The sequence below is a fragment of the Chryseobacterium sp. RR2-3-20 genome, from assembly GCF_017808115.1.
GTDB lineage: Bacteria > Bacteroidota > Bacteroidia > Flavobacteriales > Weeksellaceae > Chryseobacterium > Chryseobacterium oryzae.
The window spans coordinates 1-15,691 of the sequence record NZ_JADQBD010000066.1 but is presented as its reverse complement, the minus strand read 5'-3'; the positions used below and the strand labels follow the sequence as shown (position 1 = coordinate 15,691).

Genomic DNA, 15,691 nt, shown 5'->3' with positions numbered 1-15,691 from the left:
TGTAATTTTGAAAAAACGAAAATGGTTTTTGCTCGGTTCGGGTTTAGTTGGAATTTCCGTCTATCTTATCCCCGCCTTCGCCAAGCCCTTTCCCGTTATCTGCAACCAGATTTGAACCCTCCCCCTTTAATAGAAAATTTCCAATTCATTCAAAAATTAATGTAAATTTGTATTTATGAATGAAAATAATCTTTACATAATCGCAGGTTGCAATGGAGCGGGAAAAACCACAGCTTCGTTCACAATTTTACCTGAAATTTTGGAATGTAAAGAGTTTGTAAATGCTGATGAAATTGCAAAAGGTTTATCACCTTTTCAGCCTGAAAAAGTAGCATTTGAAGCCGGAAGAATAATGCTTAATCGAATTGATGAATTATTCAAAAATAATGAAAATTTTGCATTTGAAACAACTTTAGCAACTAAAACATACAAACAAAAAATTCAATTCGCAAAGGAAAATGGATATAATACTACCCTACTTTTTTTCTGGCTTAAAAATTCTGACTTAGCAAAAGAACGTGTAAAAATAAGAGTAAGTGAAGGTGGTCACAATATTCCAAAAGATGTAATTGAAAGAAGATATTTAAATGGAATCAAAAATTTGTTTGAAATTTACTTAGAAATTGTTGACCAAGTTTTTATTTTTGATAATTCGGAAGGAAAACATATTCTAATTGCTGAAAAATACTTTGGTGAGGAAATTGTTATTCATAATTTAGAGAAATTTAATGATTTAAAGCATTATTATGACAAAAGAAGCTAAAAATATTAGAAAAACGAAAATTTTGAAAGGTCTTGAAAAGGCTTATGAAAAAATGGTTGAGTTTAAAAAGGAGAAAAACAGCGAAATTGTTGTTATTCGAGAAAATAAAATTGTAAAAATCAAGCCGTAAATTCGGCCTGCAGATAACACGGTATTGGCAAAAACGGGCTTGAATATCCAAATTGAAAATTTGAATATTCTTCGCCGCCAATGCTTTTCGTTCCAACTTTTTTTGTAATTTAGTTTCCACGAAAAAGCATTGGCTTCTACTCTACAAAATTGAATTCTTCGAATTCCTTTTTGCCCGTCTTCGCCAATACTTTTTCAGTTATCTGCAACCATATGAAAATAATGCTGTTGAAATGAAGGCACGAGAGAAACGTGAAAAAATATTCAACATTTATTCTCAGAATTTGGAGTGGGTTAAGCAACACCACCAAATTCGTTTTGAGCCCGATTTTGAGCAAGGTATACTATGTCCATTATGCATGGAAGTTTTCTTTAGAGATGATTTAGATATTACAAAGAAAAACTTTTTGACATTGGAAGATGTTCCCCCAGTTTCTCTTGGTGGAAAACCATTAATTCTTACTTGCAAAGAGTGCAACTCAAAAAGTGGGCATAAACTTGACGCTAATTTATTAAACATACTTTTAGAAGCAGACTCTAAACAATTTTTACCAAATTCCGAAACTTTATCAACATTCGAGATAGACGGTAACATAATCAATGGTAAAATAAAAATTGACGGCGACGGAAAATTCTTAATAGATTTTCAGACAAATAATTCAAATCCAAAAAGTAAAGATGGATTTAAGAACGGCTTGTTTTATTCAGAAACTACTTATAATCCAATTTTCTATCCAAATTTAAAGTATACGACAAGATTTAGGTCTAAAAAAATAAAAATGAAGTTCAAAAAAAACTCGGATGAACGTCGAGCTGAAATTGCATTATTGAGAATTGCTTATTTATACGCTTACTCCAAATTGTGGAACGGATTTTTAATTAACAACAACTTAAAAAAAGTTAGGGAACAAATATTAAATCCAGACAAATTTATTTTACCAAAAGTTTTCTGGATTAAATATGAATTCCCAGAAGATTGCCAAGGAATTAATATTATAACATTACCAAGGAAATTGCAGTGCTTTCTGATAATTTTTCGTTTGAAAACAAAAAGCAAATCAAGACAATTTAGTATTGCTTTACCTGGTCCAAGCGAAATTTCTTTTGATATTTATGAAAATTTAGAAGAACTATTGTGCAAAGGTGATGGAACCGAAAAAGAAGGGATTACATTTGAAACTCTTCCTGAAAAAGATTATATAAAAGACGAAAATTTAGTTTTCGGAAGTCATTACTATTGGCAAACTTATACTAATGATACTTATAAACCAAGATTTAAGGAAGATAATGATAATGGCTGCAGATAACATAGTATTATATAAAGTCTATATAATTTATCCTTTATTAATGGTACTTTCTGACGTTGTGGATAAAAAATGTACAACATAAGTGCAACAAATTAGAAAACATCGATGAATAGGTAGATTCCGAGCTTTTGTTGTTTGGCTTCAAAATTCATTGCTTGACAGATAGGTAATTTCTCATAAAATTTATAGTGGTTGGTTTTTGTCCAGCCATTTTTTATGATCTTCTTATTTTAAACATTTGAGTTAGCGTTTTCATAGCAAGAAAAACAGTGAATTCTAAAGTATTCCAATTAAGTACTTATTGGAAAATGAATCATAAATTTATATCTATTTGAATATCTGCAAATTTAGAAAAAGCAGTAGCATAAAAATGTTCTGTTTTTGTAATAAAAAAATACTAAAAATCTCAACTTTGGAATAATAAAAAATATATTATGATTCAACAACAATATCCACTTACAGAAACATCACAGTTTTTGGAGTTTACGTCTGTCGCGCTTAATGATACTTTCAATTCCCTATTTGATATAGAAAGAATGCCAAAAGAAAATTTGTTTACCTATTGCCAAAATCTCATTAACAAAATTTTTCAACTACGATATTCTCAAATTCCAAATTTTCTCAAACATCATTGCACTATTGCCAAAAATCCTATGCAGTGGCTAAATAATTTTGAAAGGTTAATTTCCGTTAATGAAAATCTTTTTCAAAATAATAATAACGAAAGTAAGCTTACTAAATTTCAAACCTGTATTGAGTTAAAAAAACTCAAGCTAAAATGTGATGAAATGCATAAAAGTCCATGGAAACTAGATAAAACGCACATTAATGCAGAAAGTGAAGACCGGTACTTTAGTTTCAGAGATGTTAAGGAAAAACTTAACAGTATAAAAATTTTTGAAGAAAAGATAGTTTATCTTACTCATCAAAAATACGATTATCAGCAGTCTGTCATTGATTTCGTGAACAAAAATCTTCCTTCATTTGATGAACAATGCAATAATGAAATTGCAAGGCTGATTGAAGTTAAAAAACTAGAAGAGCAGATTACCAAGAATAGTACCAGTCATCAAAGAAAAAAAGTTTCTGGAAATAAAATTAGAGTCAACAGTAATCTCAATCAGCTTGTCGATGTATTTTTTCAACTCAATAGAGAGCTTTTTATCGAAGGTAAGCCATTTTTAGATGCTAATTCCTCAGACTTTGTAGCATTAATTTGTAATAATTTTGTGGATAAAGACGGGTACGAAATCAGCCAGGCAACTGTAGAAACGATTTTGCGTCCGTCAAAATATGATAAAAGACCCAAGTCTCACAAGCGTGTAGATATTGAAAAATTAATCTAAAAAAACTTAGTCCTGTTGTGACCGTTTCGGGACTTCGGGACTTTTTCCTTTTGCTCAATTTTGCTCCATAATCATTAAATAAAAAACAAGTTATGGAAGCAATTATTTTCTCAAAAGAGCAATTCGATGCTTTACTCTCAAAGATCGACCAAATTTACCACAAAGTGAACATGAAAAGCCTTCCAAAACAGGAGGTGTTTTTGGACAACGAGGAATTTATTAAAATGCTGAAAATTTCCCGTAGAACAGCTCAAACTTGGCGTGATGAAGGCAAAATATCTTTTTCACAGGTTGGAAACAAAATCTACTATAAGCTTTCAGACGTCGAAAAAACGATGGATGAATACTACAATAAATCCTTTTCAAAAAAATGGTAATTCAACAAAAACCAATATCATTATGGATATCGATCCGCAAACACCACTTTGGAAACTGACTGTTGAAGAATTTCTGGAAGTTTCCAAAAAACTGAACTTGGAAAACAAATACGAATATGGGCTGAAAGGATTGGCAAAAATACTGGGATGTTCGGTTTCAAAAGCATCTGAAGTTAAATCTTCAGGGATTTTAAACGAAGCCATTATTCAGAAAGGAAATATCATCATCATTGATAAGAAACGAGCATTAGAGCTATTTGCTAAAAAATAAAGATGTATTATCTGGAGCTCATACAAAGGTTTTGGAATTTTAACCAAAAAGCACAACTGAATACTACAACCATTGCGATGTATCTCTATCTTTTGAAACTAGGACATGATAACAATGGATACCATATTATTGTTTCAGATGCCGCAATTAGTAATGCTTTAGGAATAACAAGGAAAACGGTAAAACCTACAAAAGATAAGCTAAGAAATTTAGGATTAATTCAATTTCAAAACAGAAAAGGACTTCCTTGTTCTTACAGGATTTTGTTGAATTACTCTTTTGAATGTAAAGATCCGGAAAAACAAAAAATAAAAAGCAATAATGAATTCCATGCTCCAATATTAGAGAAAATTGAAAATTCCCAATCGGACAGTTTGCCAATTCAAAATAATTCCAAAACAAGTGTCCTGAAAGATGAGAAAGTACATAATAACAAACCAAAACATTTTAAATCAAACCAACCTTCCTGGAAAGAATTTATCGAATATGCACAAACCTTAGAAAACTATACCTCTCAATTGGATTTTAGTATCGAGGAAAAGTACGAAATATGGAAAAACAATGGATGGAAAAATACATCTAAACTCCCTATTACCAATTGGAAATCTACATTGAAGAGCACTCTACCCTATCTTTTAAATCCTAAAGAAAACAGTAGTTTTTCATTACAAGATATTCCCAATATAAAACGACCTGAACCCAAAAGTAAGAATCAATAAACCAAAAAAAGTGAAGAATACAACAATCAAAATATCAGACTTAAAACCCGGACAAAAAGTAAGCATCAATGGGATGCTCGCTGAGTATAAAGGTATTCAGAAAGTACGGATTTCAAATTTCGGAAAAGTGGAAAAAAGAGTTTTCAAAGCGGATGGAATTAATATTTACAAATATTACAATCTCATTGATGGTTCAAAAACACTGAAAAGTGAGAAAATCATACTACTATAAAAAGTTTTCCTTTGAAACAACAAATTTGAAGCAGATTATGCATGTACCCGAAAAGAATTTACGGTTTATCCGAAAAGGATTCGAAAGTAAAAGCGAGAATAATCCTGATAAAATCCGTATCGGAAACCATTTTGTGGATGATTTTATTTTTGATGGAAATGAAGCAGCGGATATTCCCATTAATGCACTTCGCGTGATTTTTAATATTATTTCCATTATCGGCAATGAGCAGTTCCGTCCGCAAGATCGTCCGAAACAACTCTCCCTTTTCGATGAAGAATTTGAAACTGAAAATAACATATTCGCTTCCATAAAAATCAGAAACAACAAAATATCGCCGAGCGGATCAACAAAACAAGTGATTGATGCCTATGAATTTCTGGCAAAATTCAAAATGGGTTGGTATAAGTCGGTCAATTCCAAAGGAAAAGAAATCAAAACTTTCGGTGGATTGATTTCTACTCCTAGTTATGATAAAAGAGGTTTTACTAATTTTCTGATCAGTAGTTATTGGCTGAAAAAACTATTGGTCATTCCGGAATACAATTATGTTTTGTATAATTTGGTGTATAACATCAAAAATAATAAGCACATTATTTTTGCTATTTGGCTTTCAAAACTTCCTGAAAACGGAACAGTTTTAAAACTTTCTACACTGAACAAAAAGTTCGGACTTAATTACAAAACCACGAAAGATTTTTGTTTTAAATTTTTAAAGCCGGCAAGAATCAATTTGAATACATTCAATTCGATTTCTTTTAACTACACGTATAAAAAAGACAGTATTTTCATTATCCCTTGCCAAACAAAAATGATTTTAAATAGTCCTGAATCTGAAAGCTCAGGAGAAATAGTGAACATTACCCGAAGATTGAATTATTTCAGAAAAAGATACGGTTTAATGGAAACCGAAATGCTTCAGTTTTTCCATCAATACCGAAATATTCCACAAACAAGAGAACTGATCGAAAAAGCCTTCAAAGAATTTGTTAGAATAAGCAGACTAAAGAAAATAAAGTCAACAGATTTTCAAGGGAAACTATTTCTGAATGAAATCCAGGAACTCATCATAAAATTTTACAGGGAAACAAAAATGGGAGAATTATTACCCAATGGATTTCCAATTGTTATTTGAATTCGGAATTGCACTCACCCGAAATTCGGAATTGCACTCACTAAGGTTAAAAAAATGCCAAAATATGAAAATTTTTTATTGAGATTTCGGAATTGCACTCACTACAAAATCTAAAAACCTAGAAAAACATGAACAACTATTAGATTTTTTGGATAAAGTGGAGAATTATAAAAATTTGAAAAAATCAATTCGGAATTGCACTCACCTAAAAACAGGTCGTATTTCGGATTTACACTCACTCCACTTTCGGAATTGTACTCACAGTTAATTCGGATTTGTGCTCACCAAAAAAGCAGTTCAGATCCCTTTCCATAAAGCGATGATACAATTCATTAAAAGTATATTTAAAAGTAATTAAAAAATCTTTTTTTTATTTAAAAGGAAATTGTGGATAAAGTAATTGCATTAAAAAAGAAAAAAATATGAATTGCGAAACAATTAAACAAAACGTCGGAATCAGAACCGTTTTAGAATCTTTCAATATTTTTCCCGTCAAAGAAAATAGAAAAACAGCTTTTTATTTTGCGTTAGACAGAGAAGAAAAAATTCCGAGCTTATCGGTTGATTTTGTGAAAAACAAAGCATTTGACTTTGGAACGGGAAAAAGTTATGATGTTATTTCCATTGTACAGCAAATGAATCAATGTTCCGTTTCAGATGCCCTGAAATACCTTTCAGCATTCGTTTTTTCTAGTCAAAATGAATTTTTAGATACAGAAGTCAAAGCTCAATTCGATTACAAAGTTCTTGAAATTAAAGAAATTGAACATCCTGCTTTACTTCAATATTTAAAATCCCGAAAAGTTTTTGAACAAAAGCATTTAGTTAGTGAAATTCATTATGAACTGAATGAAAAAAAATATTTCGGAATCAATTTTCAGAACGATTCCGGCGGTTTTGAAATCCGAAATCCGTATTCCAAAATCTGTTTGGGTAAAAAGGACATTACCTTCATTCAAAGCGAACAAAATGCCAACAATGAAATTGTCATTTTCGAAGGCTTTTTTGATTATCTGACTTTTCGGAATTTAGAAAAATCAGATAACCCGACTTTCGATTTTTTAATTCTTAATTCAACAGCAATGCTTTTCAAAGCCGAGGAAAGATTAAAAAAATATGAAACAATTTCTTTGTTTTTAGATAACGATGCTAACGGAAAATCAGTTAAGGCTAGAATTCAAAATCAATATAAAAATGTGGAAGATTGCTCTTTGATTTATCACGATTTTAAGGATTTGAATGAGTGGTTTTGTGAAAAGGAAGCGAATACACTTTCGCCATAATAATCAAATCGTTTTTCCTTCAGGTTTTGGAAAGTCTTTACCTAAATCAGAAAATAATTTTCGCACTTTCATACGCCATTTCAGTCGTGCTTCTGTCCAGGTTTTGCTTCCTTCTACAATATCAATTCTGTCGTGGGAATGAATCGGTCTACTATATTTGTCTTTTTTTGGTTCGTCAAACTCCAAAAGTAATTCAGGATGTTTTAAAATATCCTTTTCAATGTCCAAATCAAATAGAGACTGATGCTCAGGTAAATTGAATGTACTTCGTTTTTCTGAAAGTTGTCCGAATAATGTGGTCAACGGGATTTCATTGGTAATGAAATCTAAGTCGTAAATGTCTTTTTTGGCAAAACGATTGGTGGCACTCATCAGCTTGAAAAGTCCGATGTCATTTTTGTGAATCAATCTGAAATCATCAATAATTTCGGGTTCAAACAAACATTTCATATTCTGAAGAAACTCCACTTTTATAACTTCTTCATTTACACTCAAAAACATCCTCAGAAACATAAATTGTTCTCCTAAATCCTCGTTGATGAGTATGGGCTTTACATTTCCTTTTCCGAAATGTTGCAGAACTTCGGTAATGATGTTTTCAAATCCGATTTTTCCTGTAATTTCTGGAGATATAAAATCAATATCAATAGAAACCCGGTGTCCGAATCGCAATGCCAAGTTGGTACCGCCTCCCAAAGAAAAATTGCTCACAGAATCAAGATTCTGTAATTCAAAAATGGTTTTTCTTAAACCAGAATCTACGGCATTCATATTCTAAATCGTGAAAATAAAGCGGTTTTGTATCTTTTTGAAACCAAAGCACACACTTCGTTGCTGATAAGCTCTTTCGTATTTTTAAGATAATTGAGAATATCTTTTTTTGAATAGATACGTTCCAGTTTTTGAATGTCCTCTTCAAATGAATCTGCAGTAGTTGCATACATCGCCCTTGGAATAATAATATCCTTATCCCTTTCCGGATTGAGTTTACTATAATCCATATCCCAAAAAAGATATTTGGGGAATATCGCTGCTATGTTAACATTCTGTTTCACAATACAAATTTAATGAATTTTTGTTATTGTTTTTATGCTTTTTGCTACTTAAATAACATTCTTATTTCTGATGCTTACAAAACTCCCTGCACAGATTTGGCAGGGAATTTCATTTTAGTAATCATTATTTTTTGGATTCTTCCACAGAAATTTTGCGGAAATCTTTAAACATTTTACTAAGCTCCAAAGCTGATTTTCTTGCTCTGGTTCCTGCGGCTTTGTTCCCTTTTTCTGCCTGTTGTTCTGCTTCTTTAAAGAATGCTTCAAATTCGGCATTGATCTTTTCAATAAGTTTTTTCATAGCTTGTATAAATTATTTAATTGGGCTGCAAATATAATCGTTTATAGTTATTAAAACATTTTTCTTTTTTGAAAAATAAACATTCCAAAGTTTTAAAAAACACCGTTGAAGACCATCTTATTATTGCTTTTCTTTTATTTTTCCTTTACTAAAAACGTTTATAAATTGATTCAAACTGAAGTTTTGCTTTTTACTGTTGCAAATGTAGGACAGCATCATTCACTCAAAAAAATCTTTTTGGGCTTCTATAAAAATTCTTTCCACAAGCTCCAATAATTTTTTCAGACACTCCTGAATCCTTCGGACAAAAATATTTCAAGCCCGATTCGAATTCTGTTTTTCATTAAGCGGTACTGAATCGGGTTTTGTGTGCCTAATACTGTCCTATGGTCATGGGCAAAGAAAAAGCCGGAACCTCAGTTATACGAATCAATTTAATTGCAAACGTTCTTTGAAACCAACGAAAGATAACGAAAGAAATAAGGTAGAATAATGCCTTTCTATTTGTATCAAAATATTAAAAAAAAGAAAGCCGAGTGTCCTCGATACCAAATCAATTCACTCGAAAAAATAACCTAACAATAACAAAATTATTAACAATTAAAAAACGAAAAGTTATGAACACAATTATCGGTAGAGTTACCAAAAACGCTGAAATCAATACTTTAAAAAACGACAAGCAGGTCGTTAATTTTTCAGTAGCCATCAACGACAATTACAAAACCAAACAAGGCGAACGCAAAGAACAAACCACGTATTACAATTGTTCCTATTGGATAAATTCCAGAATAGCTGAGTTTCTTACAACGGGAACGTTGGTAGAACTTTCTGGTAGAATAAGCAGTAGCGCATGGATTGGAAAAGATGGAGAAATCCGTTCGGTATTGAATTTCCATACTTCCAACATTAAACTTCACGGAGGAGGAAAAAGGGTAACAGTAGAAAATGAACCACTACAGAAAAACAATAATCCTTTTTCAGATGAAACAGAAGACGATTTACCATTTTAATTTTCAGAATTATGGAAGCACAATTTAATTTTCAAATGAAACACCGAAAAAATAAAAAAGAATGGGAAAATATAGAAGTTTATTACCAAACCCATTGTGACCGAATGACAGCAATACGCTATGCAAGAAAACTTTCCAAAATATTCAAATCTGAAATCCGCTTAACACAGGGGGCAGAACCTTTCAAAACAAGCGGAACATACATCAATGAAAACTACTAAAACCATCACATTATGCAAACCAATTTTTTCAGACAACTTGCTAAACTCAACCTTAAAGGCGATTTGCAAATTATATTCACGCAAACCACAGAGGATAATTTCGTTGCTTCCGTATTGCTCAAAAACGAGGAATGTGGAGATGAAGCAAGAAAAACCATTCCACCGCTTAATCTTCGGGGAACAGCCGAAGATTTAGACAACGGATTTTTTGATAATATTTCAGAACCATTACAAACTGCTTCGGGATTAATGGTAGATATGGAATCTTTTATGAAACAACTCGAAGAAACCAAACGCCAATCTGCAATGGAAAAGGAAAAATCCGATAAGGAGAAAAAAGAAAAAGAAGCAAAAGAGAAGAAGTATAAAGATGCTTTTCAAAAAGCCGAAGAACTTGAAAAAGAGGGCAAATTCAAAGAAGCATGGTCAGCTTTGCCAAAAACTTCGGAATATCCCGATTTTGCTGATAATATTCGCAAAAAACAAGATGAATACGAAAGACATTTTGCACCAAGTCTTTTCACTGAACCAATCAACGAAAATGTCGAATCTTAAAAATCAAAAGGATGTTAATAGCCACAAAATTAGAACGAGTTTTTATTTTGATAGACAACAATCAAGAAATAAAATTGACCGACCCCGAACCCAAATGGAGTGTAGAAGCAGTAATGAATTTTTACGCCAATACATATCCTATTTTGACCACCGCCAAAGTTTCTGCACCACAAATTCAAGAAGATACGATACAGTACAAATTTGAAAGTGTGATGGGAACGAAAGGATAAAATTTGGTTGATAGTATATAGTTGTCAGTTGATAGAATTACAAACTTAAGGCTGACAACCATCAACCAACAACCGACAACAATCAACTAAAATAAAAATGAATGCAACGCAACATTATATCGGGAAAAATAAAACTTCCCGAAACTTCAAAGCAAAAACAATTGCACAGACAGTTGAACGAATTTTTCGAGTGGATGAACCAACCGAAAGATGCAAACGAGATTCGGAAAGACAAGCAGAAATCTGTTCCGATACATCAACTTCCGATGGTTTTCTGAAATGTACTTTTCTACCGAAATTGAGAAAAACGGAATCTATTGAAGATACTACAATATCCAAGAAAACAGAAAAGGATTTTTATCAATCCCTTTCCCAATTAGCGAAGCATTATAGTATTGAGCCAATTTCAACAAAGGATTTTGAATTTCCCTACAATCTTGCTTTGGCTTTGGAAGATGTACAAAACCAATTGAAAAACAAAGTAAAAGATTGGGAAGAAATCCGACTAATTCAAGACCAAAAGAAAACCTATTTCACAAGTGAAGAACGCTACAATACAGGAGCAAAATTGTACTATATTCCAATACTTCCATTATACAGATTGGCTAAAAATCCGAAACGTAAACAAGCAGTTCAACTTTTACAATCTGTATGTTCATATCTGTACCATATTGCGGAAGTTCCTTACTACCGTCAACAAAATAGTTATTTGTTTTGGATATATGAAATGGTTGAAGAATGGATTACATCAGACGAAGAAAATAAAGAAACGTCAACTTGTTTATCTGAAATCAAACAAGCGGAACAGATTGGCGATTTTATGGAACAGAAGATTTATAACCACCATAATTTAAGCCGATTTAAAGACCGTTTGAACAAGTTTAAAATCAAAGATATCAAGAATAGTTTTGACAATGATTGCTATAAATTGGCTAAAGAAATTTTCTCTCTTTATGAGCAATATCCTAATGCTTCCATTTATCGAAATTCAAAACCCAATGGAGAAGCAGGCGAATATGAAACAGATTATTTGTTATCAATGGACAAATACATTTCTTTCTGTGCTGAACTAAAAGGCGAACTGTTCCAAACTCTTTTTGAAACCGTCAATACAGAGTTCCAAGAATATACCGTAATGGAAGAACCCATAATCAGTAAAAAATTTGATGGGAGCAATATTACAGAACATAATCTTGATTTTGAAAACAGACTTTTTCCGTTGATTGAAGAACTGATTTACATTCTGAATGGATTTTGAATCAACAAAAAAAATATTGACAATCAGAAATGTTTTAATTCAACCAATTCAGAAAACTAATCTAAATCCAACCTCTAAAAATATAGCAATGAAAGATATTACTCAAGACTTTGGAACATTGTACCACCCGAAATCTGCATTGGTTTTTTATCAACCCAATGAAAAGCATCGAGATTCGTATGTAGAGCATTTTGATATGGACAAAAATGGCAATCCTGTTAATGCGCATCCCTTGACAGAAAGAGAAGCGAAAGTTTTAGCCAAAGCACTTCTTATAAATACCAAAAAAGAAAAAAACAAGGATTTTCTAAAACCAAAAGGAATTTTATCCATCAATATTTTGCAAATCAATCCAAGTGAAAACGGTTCTGTTTTATGGTACACCAAATCAATGAAACGACCACTATATTTTTCTGAAAATTTAGAAATTCCCAATGGAATAGCAGAAGTTCCTGCAATGCTTTGGTATGCCAACAAAAGAAGTCTAACCCTATTTGCCCTTTCCAATAATCGCAGACCAACCGAGAAAACCGTATTGTATCATGCACCATTTTTCAACGTGTATGAAAATGGAAAAGTGTGCATGGGAACGGTAGATGTGAATATTCAAAATTCTGCTTCGGTGGAAGAATTCACAAAGAAATGGGAAGAATACTTTTTCAATTCGTATTTCAGCCATTTGATGAACGAACACAATCCGATAAAAGGAAATTGTGTCAATCTTTGGAAAAACCTCATTCAAAGCCAAGAAAAATTTCCAAATGATGTATTGATTAAAACCAATCTTACTTTAAAAAACCTACTTTAATGAATACTGAAAATGAAATACTATGCGAAACCATAAAACCAAAGGTTCATTTTACCGATAACGATTTGTTATTTCCAACCAATCCTATAAAAGTTAATTTGATTGGAGCAGGTGGAACGGGTTCGCAAATGCTTATGACGTTGGCAAGAATGAGCCACGCTTTAACGCAACTGAACCATGCAGGATTGTCTGCGAGATTATGGGATGATGATGTAATCACAGAAGCCAATTTAGGCAGACAATTATTTGCGGAAAGTGAATTAGGATTTTATAAATCCGTTGCATTGATTAATCGGGTAAACCGATTTTTCGGAACGAATTGGAAGGCTGAAACTAAAAGATTTGAAAAAGATAGTTTTGGAAATACACAAAAAAATATGGAATCAACTATTTTCATTTCGTGTGTGGATAATGTCAATACACGTTTTGAAATAGCCGAAATTTTGAAGAATTTAAACAATGGGAAATTCTATCGGAATACGGCAAAATATTGGGTGGATTTTGGGAATGCTTTGTTTTCGGGACAGGTTTTGCTTTCAACAATCGGAACTGTCCGACAACCCAATTCTGAAAAATATGAAACAGTAGCGAATCTTCCCTTTATTACCGAAGAATTTGGAGAATTGTTAATGCAATCTGAAACCGAAGATGACACCCCAAGTTGCAGTTTGGCAGAAGCATTGGAAAAGCAGGATTTGTTTATTAATTCAACTTTAGCACAAATGGGAAGTTCTCTTTTATGGAATCTTTTCCGCAACGGAATGACTGAAAACAGAGGTTTTTTTCTCAATCTGAAAGATTTCAGAACCCAACCAATTAAGTTGTAATTATTGTCGCTTGATGAAAATCGGGCGGCAAAAATACATTTCCTCCCTTTGGTCGGAAACGTATTTTTGCAACAAGCGGAGCAACCCCATTTCTAAAACATTGCAGGGCTTTAGCTTGAGATGTTTTTGAAAAAAGGTTGCGGAATCATTATACTGAAGTATTCATTTCTTCATTTTTTTAAATTAATTATTTTATAAAAAGAGCAACTAACTTAAGTTTCTTTCGTTCAGTTTATCAATAAACTCGGAAGGCGAAATCATCATTTCTTTTTTAAAAACTTTTGCAAAATAGCTATGCGATGAAAAACCACAAAGTTCAGCAAGATAACTTATTTTAAATTTTCTGGCATCGGGATCATTATATAGTTTTTTTGTAATATAATTAATCCGTTGATGATTAATATAGTCCGTAAAAGTAGATTTTCTGTGTTTCTCCAACACAAAAGACAGATATTTTGTATTGGTATTAAGCATTGATGCCATAGAAGCTAAGGAAATATTATCTGTAAACTTATTCTGTTTTTCAAATTTATTTAATCCTTCTACTATTTCGGCTTCTTTACCGGAAGAAATATCTAAATTATTGAGCTTATCCGCAGATATTTTTTGATTTTCATCAATTTTATTGTCTTTTTCAATCTCTTTTATTCTTTCAACAAAATGAATTTCTTTTACAATTTTTTCTTTTCTTTTTTTGAAAATAAAAATGATGGTACTGAGAATAAAAAATAATGCAATTACACTTATCCATGTTATGGTATCTGATTGCTTTTCTATTATTTTTATATCTTCTGTTAAAGCTTTATTAGCTACTTTTAAAATTGCCTGTTCTTTCTTAGCTGCTTTGTCCAGCAAATGAATTCTTACACTATCAGCAGACTTTGGACTTCCTGATTTAGAATAATATTCTTCAAATACTTTCTGGATTTCATCCATTTCATAAGCATCATTTCTATCCTTAGCCAATTCTTTTGCCTTGATAAGATGCATATAAGCCAAATCATATTTTTCCTGCTTAATATAGGTTTTCCCTAACCCCGTGAGAATTTGTGTTTTGAAAATTTTATTTTGGCTGAATTTATCATATTGTTGCAATGCTGATTTAAAAAGCATCTCCGCATCCTCAAGCTGATTAAGTTCTCTATATGTATTTCCAAGCATTATTTTTGCTCCAATTGTTTGAAGAAAAAAAATTTCTTCATAGTTTTTTTCTTTCTTAAAACGCTTTAAACTTTCCTGCAGAAAATATTTGGATTTAGGATAATTCTTCTCAGAAAAATAATTGGTTCCCAACTCCAGTAATGTTGTCGAATATAAGGGTGTATTTTCTTTTTTTGTTTTTTTAACTAATTCTATTATCAGGTTTAGCTTTTCATTGCTTTTTGCAAAAAGTCCATGATGCCTATACATGGAAGCCATCACTCCATTAGCTTTAATTCTGTAATCATACATTTTATCCAGAATAGCAATAGAGTCTAATTTTTGTGCATAAAAAATAGATTTATCTGCTTCTTTCTGTGAACTGCTTGCCATGATCTGAATCAGTAAAGCATTCATTTTTTTAATATTAGTATTGGATTTTTTGTATAAAGAATCTCCTATTGTTGCAATTCGGGATGGAGATAAATTGTCTTCATTTCTTACATACTTATTTTTTAATGAAATGTAATCCTCATCCGTAGACTCTTTCCCTACTTGACAATACAGTACATACGGATAAAAAAACAAAAAAGTTAATTGTAAATCGTCAGCAAAAAGTAGACATTATATAGTATAAAAGTTAAGGAGTGTTTTCAAAAAAAGAATTACATTTAATTATGGAAACACCTAAAAAGAAAAGTTCCGAAAAATTCGTAAAAGACAT

At 31.7% G+C, this 15,691-nt stretch carries 21 protein-coding genes; 17 read left to right on the top strand and 4 right to left on the bottom strand.

The window, feature by feature from the left end; genetic code table 11:
- Positions 1-175 precede the first annotated feature (175 nt).
- The 10 genes from IV513_RS12830 to IV513_RS12785 all read left to right on the top strand — a co-directional run bounded on the left by IV513_RS12830 (position 176) and on the right by IV513_RS12785 (position 7,562).
- Positions 176-763 carry a zeta toxin family protein gene (locus IV513_RS12830; protein ID WP_209390965.1) on the top strand — a complete coding sequence of 196 codons (588 nt, stop codon included), beginning with the start codon at positions 176-178 and terminating at the stop codon, positions 761-763.
- Positions 747-893, top strand: coding sequence for a hypothetical protein (locus tag IV513_RS12825; RefSeq protein ID WP_209390964.1), 147 nt, complete (start codon positions 747-749; stop codon positions 891-893). Before IV513_RS12830 ends, IV513_RS12825 begins: the two co-directional genes overlap by 17 nt.
- 358 nt (positions 894-1,251) lie before the next feature.
- Positions 1,252-2,199 carry an HNH endonuclease gene (locus IV513_RS12820; RefSeq protein WP_209390963.1) on the top strand — a complete coding sequence of 316 codons (948 nt, stop codon included), beginning with the start codon at positions 1,252-1,254 and terminating at the stop codon, positions 2,197-2,199.
- A 434-nt stretch (positions 2,200-2,633) separates the two neighbouring features.
- Entirely contained in the window at positions 2,634-3,545 is a 912-nt protein-coding gene (locus IV513_RS12815; protein ID WP_209390962.1) for a hypothetical protein, read from the top strand.
- A gap of 92 nt (positions 3,546-3,637) precedes the next feature.
- Positions 3,638-3,922: a helix-turn-helix domain-containing protein gene (locus IV513_RS12810; protein WP_209390961.1), complete on the top strand. Its 285-nt coding sequence runs from the start codon at positions 3,638-3,640 to the stop codon at positions 3,920-3,922.
- A 19-nt stretch (positions 3,923-3,941) separates the two neighbouring features.
- Positions 3,942-4,193 carry a DUF3853 family protein gene (locus IV513_RS12805; RefSeq protein WP_209390967.1) on the top strand — a complete coding sequence of 84 codons (252 nt, stop codon included), beginning with the start codon at positions 3,942-3,944 and terminating at the stop codon, positions 4,191-4,193.
- Between the two features lie 2 nt (positions 4,194-4,195).
- Entirely contained in the window at positions 4,196-4,912 is a 717-nt protein-coding gene (locus IV513_RS12800; RefSeq protein ID WP_209390960.1) for a hypothetical protein, read from the top strand.
- 10 nt (positions 4,913-4,922) lie between these two features.
- Positions 4,923-5,144: a hypothetical protein gene (locus IV513_RS12795; protein ID WP_209390959.1), complete on the top strand. Its 222-nt coding sequence runs from the start codon at positions 4,923-4,925 to the stop codon at positions 5,142-5,144.
- Entirely contained in the window at positions 5,122-6,279 is a 1,158-nt protein-coding gene (locus tag IV513_RS12790; protein ID WP_275160758.1) for a hypothetical protein, read from the top strand. Before IV513_RS12795 ends, IV513_RS12790 begins: the two co-directional genes overlap by 23 nt.
- A 422-nt stretch (positions 6,280-6,701) precedes the next feature.
- Entirely contained in the window at positions 6,702-7,562 is an 861-nt protein-coding gene (locus tag IV513_RS12785) for a toprim domain-containing protein (RefSeq protein ID WP_209390958.1), read from the top strand.
- A 3-nt stretch (positions 7,563-7,565) separates the two neighbouring features.
- On the opposite strand, the gene IV513_RS12780 is transcribed toward IV513_RS12785, so the two are convergent.
- The 3 genes from IV513_RS12780 to IV513_RS12770 all read right to left on the bottom strand — a co-directional run bounded on the left by IV513_RS12780 (position 7,566) and on the right by IV513_RS12770 (position 8,918).
- A complete protein-coding gene (locus IV513_RS12780) occupies positions 7,566-8,333 on the bottom strand; it encodes a nucleotidyl transferase AbiEii/AbiGii toxin family protein (protein WP_209390957.1) in 768 nt (255 codons plus the stop codon).
- Positions 8,330-8,563 carry a hypothetical protein gene (locus IV513_RS12775; protein WP_209390956.1) on the bottom strand — a complete coding sequence of 78 codons (234 nt, stop codon included), beginning with the start codon at positions 8,561-8,563 and terminating at the stop codon, positions 8,330-8,332. Before IV513_RS12775 ends, IV513_RS12780 begins: the two co-directional genes overlap by 4 nt.
- A 178-nt stretch (positions 8,564-8,741) precedes the next feature.
- Entirely contained in the window at positions 8,742-8,918 is a 177-nt protein-coding gene (locus IV513_RS12770) for a histone H1 (protein ID WP_209390955.1), read from the bottom strand.
- 617 nt (positions 8,919-9,535) lie between these two features.
- Here IV513_RS12770 and IV513_RS12765 point away from each other — a divergent pair.
- The 7 genes from IV513_RS12765 to IV513_RS12735 all read left to right on the top strand — a co-directional run bounded on the left by IV513_RS12765 (position 9,536) and on the right by IV513_RS12735 (position 13,827).
- Positions 9,536-9,928, top strand: coding sequence for a single-stranded DNA-binding protein (locus tag IV513_RS12765; RefSeq protein ID WP_209390954.1), 393 nt, complete (start codon positions 9,536-9,538; stop codon positions 9,926-9,928).
- Between the two features lie 35 nt (positions 9,929-9,963).
- Positions 9,964-10,149, top strand: coding sequence for an addiction module toxin RelE (locus IV513_RS12760; RefSeq protein ID WP_245168941.1), 186 nt, complete (start codon positions 9,964-9,966; stop codon positions 10,147-10,149).
- Positions 10,150-10,161: 12 nt separating this feature from the next.
- On the top strand, positions 10,162-10,704 hold the full coding sequence (locus IV513_RS12755) for a prtrc system protein e (RefSeq protein ID WP_209390952.1): 543 nt from the start codon (positions 10,162-10,164) through the stop codon (positions 10,702-10,704).
- A gap of 11 nt (positions 10,705-10,715) precedes the next feature.
- On the top strand, positions 10,716-10,934 hold the full coding sequence (locus IV513_RS12750) for a PRTRC system protein C (protein ID WP_209390951.1): 219 nt from the start codon (positions 10,716-10,718) through the stop codon (positions 10,932-10,934).
- A gap of 97 nt (positions 10,935-11,031) precedes the next feature.
- Entirely contained in the window at positions 11,032-12,192 is a 1,161-nt protein-coding gene (locus IV513_RS12745) for a hypothetical protein (protein WP_209390950.1), read from the top strand.
- Between the two features lie 88 nt (positions 12,193-12,280).
- Positions 12,281-13,000 (top strand): PRTRC system protein B, encoded by a 720-nt coding sequence (locus IV513_RS12740; RefSeq protein WP_209390949.1) that lies wholly within the window; start codon positions 12,281-12,283, stop codon positions 12,998-13,000.
- Positions 13,000-13,827, top strand: coding sequence for a PRTRC system ThiF family protein (locus tag IV513_RS12735; protein WP_209390948.1), 828 nt, complete (start codon positions 13,000-13,002; stop codon positions 13,825-13,827). Before IV513_RS12740 ends, IV513_RS12735 begins: the two co-directional genes overlap by 1 nt.
- A 207-nt stretch (positions 13,828-14,034) precedes the next feature.
- On the opposite strand, the gene IV513_RS12730 is transcribed toward IV513_RS12735, so the two are convergent.
- On the bottom strand, positions 14,035-15,555 hold the full coding sequence (locus IV513_RS12730) for an AraC family transcriptional regulator (protein ID WP_209390947.1): 1,521 nt from the start codon (positions 15,553-15,555) through the stop codon (positions 14,035-14,037).
- Positions 15,556-15,691: the final 136 nt, after the last annotated feature.

Excerpts from the sequence above, each read along its gene's own strand:
- IV513_RS12830 (WP_209390965.1), top strand. The coding sequence starts at position 176 with ATGAATGAAAATAATCTTTACATAATCGCAGGTTGCAATGGAGCGGGA.
- IV513_RS12825 (WP_209390964.1), top strand. The coding sequence starts at position 747 with ATGACAAAAGAAGCTAAAAATATTAGAAAAACGAAAATTTTGAAAGGT.
- IV513_RS12820 (WP_209390963.1), top strand. The coding sequence starts at position 1,252 with ATGGAAGTTTTCTTTAGAGATGATTTAGATATTACAAAGAAAAACTTT.
- IV513_RS12815 (WP_209390962.1), top strand. The coding sequence starts at position 2,634 with ATGATTCAACAACAATATCCACTTACAGAAACATCACAGTTTTTGGAG.
- IV513_RS12810 (WP_209390961.1), top strand. The coding sequence starts at position 3,638 with ATGGAAGCAATTATTTTCTCAAAAGAGCAATTCGATGCTTTACTCTCA.
- IV513_RS12800 (WP_209390960.1), top strand. The coding sequence starts at position 4,196 with ATGTATTATCTGGAGCTCATACAAAGGTTTTGGAATTTTAACCAAAAA.
- IV513_RS12785 (WP_209390958.1), top strand. The coding sequence starts at position 6,702 with ATGAATTGCGAAACAATTAAACAAAACGTCGGAATCAGAACCGTTTTA.
- IV513_RS12780 (WP_209390957.1), bottom strand. The coding sequence starts at position 8,333 with ATGAATGCCGTAGATTCTGGTTTAAGAAAAACCATTTTTGAATTACAG.
- IV513_RS12775 (WP_209390956.1), bottom strand. The coding sequence starts at position 8,563 with ATGGATTATAGTAAACTCAATCCGGAAAGGGATAAGGATATTATTATT.
- IV513_RS12770 (WP_209390955.1), bottom strand. The coding sequence starts at position 8,918 with ATGAAAAAACTTATTGAAAAGATCAATGCCGAATTTGAAGCATTCTTT.
- IV513_RS12765 (WP_209390954.1), top strand. The coding sequence starts at position 9,536 with ATGAACACAATTATCGGTAGAGTTACCAAAAACGCTGAAATCAATACT.
- IV513_RS12760 (WP_245168941.1), top strand. The coding sequence starts at position 9,964 with ATGAAACACCGAAAAAATAAAAAAGAATGGGAAAATATAGAAGTTTAT.
- IV513_RS12755 (WP_209390952.1), top strand. The coding sequence starts at position 10,162 with ATGCAAACCAATTTTTTCAGACAACTTGCTAAACTCAACCTTAAAGGC.
- IV513_RS12750 (WP_209390951.1), top strand. The coding sequence starts at position 10,716 with ATGTTAATAGCCACAAAATTAGAACGAGTTTTTATTTTGATAGACAAC.
- IV513_RS12745 (WP_209390950.1), top strand. The coding sequence starts at position 11,032 with ATGAATGCAACGCAACATTATATCGGGAAAAATAAAACTTCCCGAAAC.
- IV513_RS12740 (WP_209390949.1), top strand. The coding sequence starts at position 12,281 with ATGAAAGATATTACTCAAGACTTTGGAACATTGTACCACCCGAAATCT.
- IV513_RS12735 (WP_209390948.1), top strand. The coding sequence starts at position 13,000 with ATGAATACTGAAAATGAAATACTATGCGAAACCATAAAACCAAAGGTT.